This is a genomic window from Noviherbaspirillum sp. ST9, from assembly GCF_048799745.1.
GTDB lineage: Bacteria > Pseudomonadota > Gammaproteobacteria > Burkholderiales > Burkholderiaceae_D > Noviherbaspirillum.
This window is the reverse complement of sequence record NZ_JBLWFR010000202.1, coordinates 1-532: the sequence shown is the minus strand read 5'-3', so window position 1 is coordinate 532 and position 532 is coordinate 1. Positions and strand designations below refer to the sequence as shown.

At 42.1% G+C, this 532-nt stretch carries 1 protein-coding gene; it reads right to left on the bottom strand.

All coding sequences use genetic code 11. The features are described from left to right. On the bottom strand, nucleotides 1–291 hold a 291-nt coding region (locus tag ACNOHI_RS25520), incomplete at its 3' end, for a ligand-binding sensor domain-containing protein (protein ID WP_420477521.1). Nucleotides 292–532: the final 241 nt, after the last annotated feature.

Here is a 532-nt window from a genome sequence, read left to right as displayed (position 1 = left end):
ACAAAATATTGCGTTGCTGCCAATAGCACCGGGCACAGTGGAATTTCTTTTATAAGTTTTGAAACTGTAGCCATCATACCGGTTAAGGCCGTCCTGTGTCCCAAACCACATAAAACCTTGCTTATCCTGCAGTATCGAGTAAACCATGTTCTGCGAAAGTCCATCCTCCACCTGCAATCTTCTGAAGTAGTAGTCGCCTCCTTGAGAAGCCCGGCAGGAAAACACAGGAAGCATTGTCTGAAGTACGACAAACCACAGAAAGAGAGATGCTTTGAGAATTTTCTGAATCATAGACGTCCTTTTAAACAAATATAGCTTTCGGCCGCTTCGCGATCCACAAATGAGAAAAGATTGTCATTTTTTGAGCCGATTTTGATATTTATGGACATTGTTCCCATATAGCTTTGTTCTGTGCGGATCTTCTTTATAGCTCTGCGTATTCATCATAAGCTAATATGACAAAAGCTCTCCTTCTGATTGTATCACTTTTCGGAATTATATCTATACCGTCGGCGAGCGGGAGTGAAGCGTT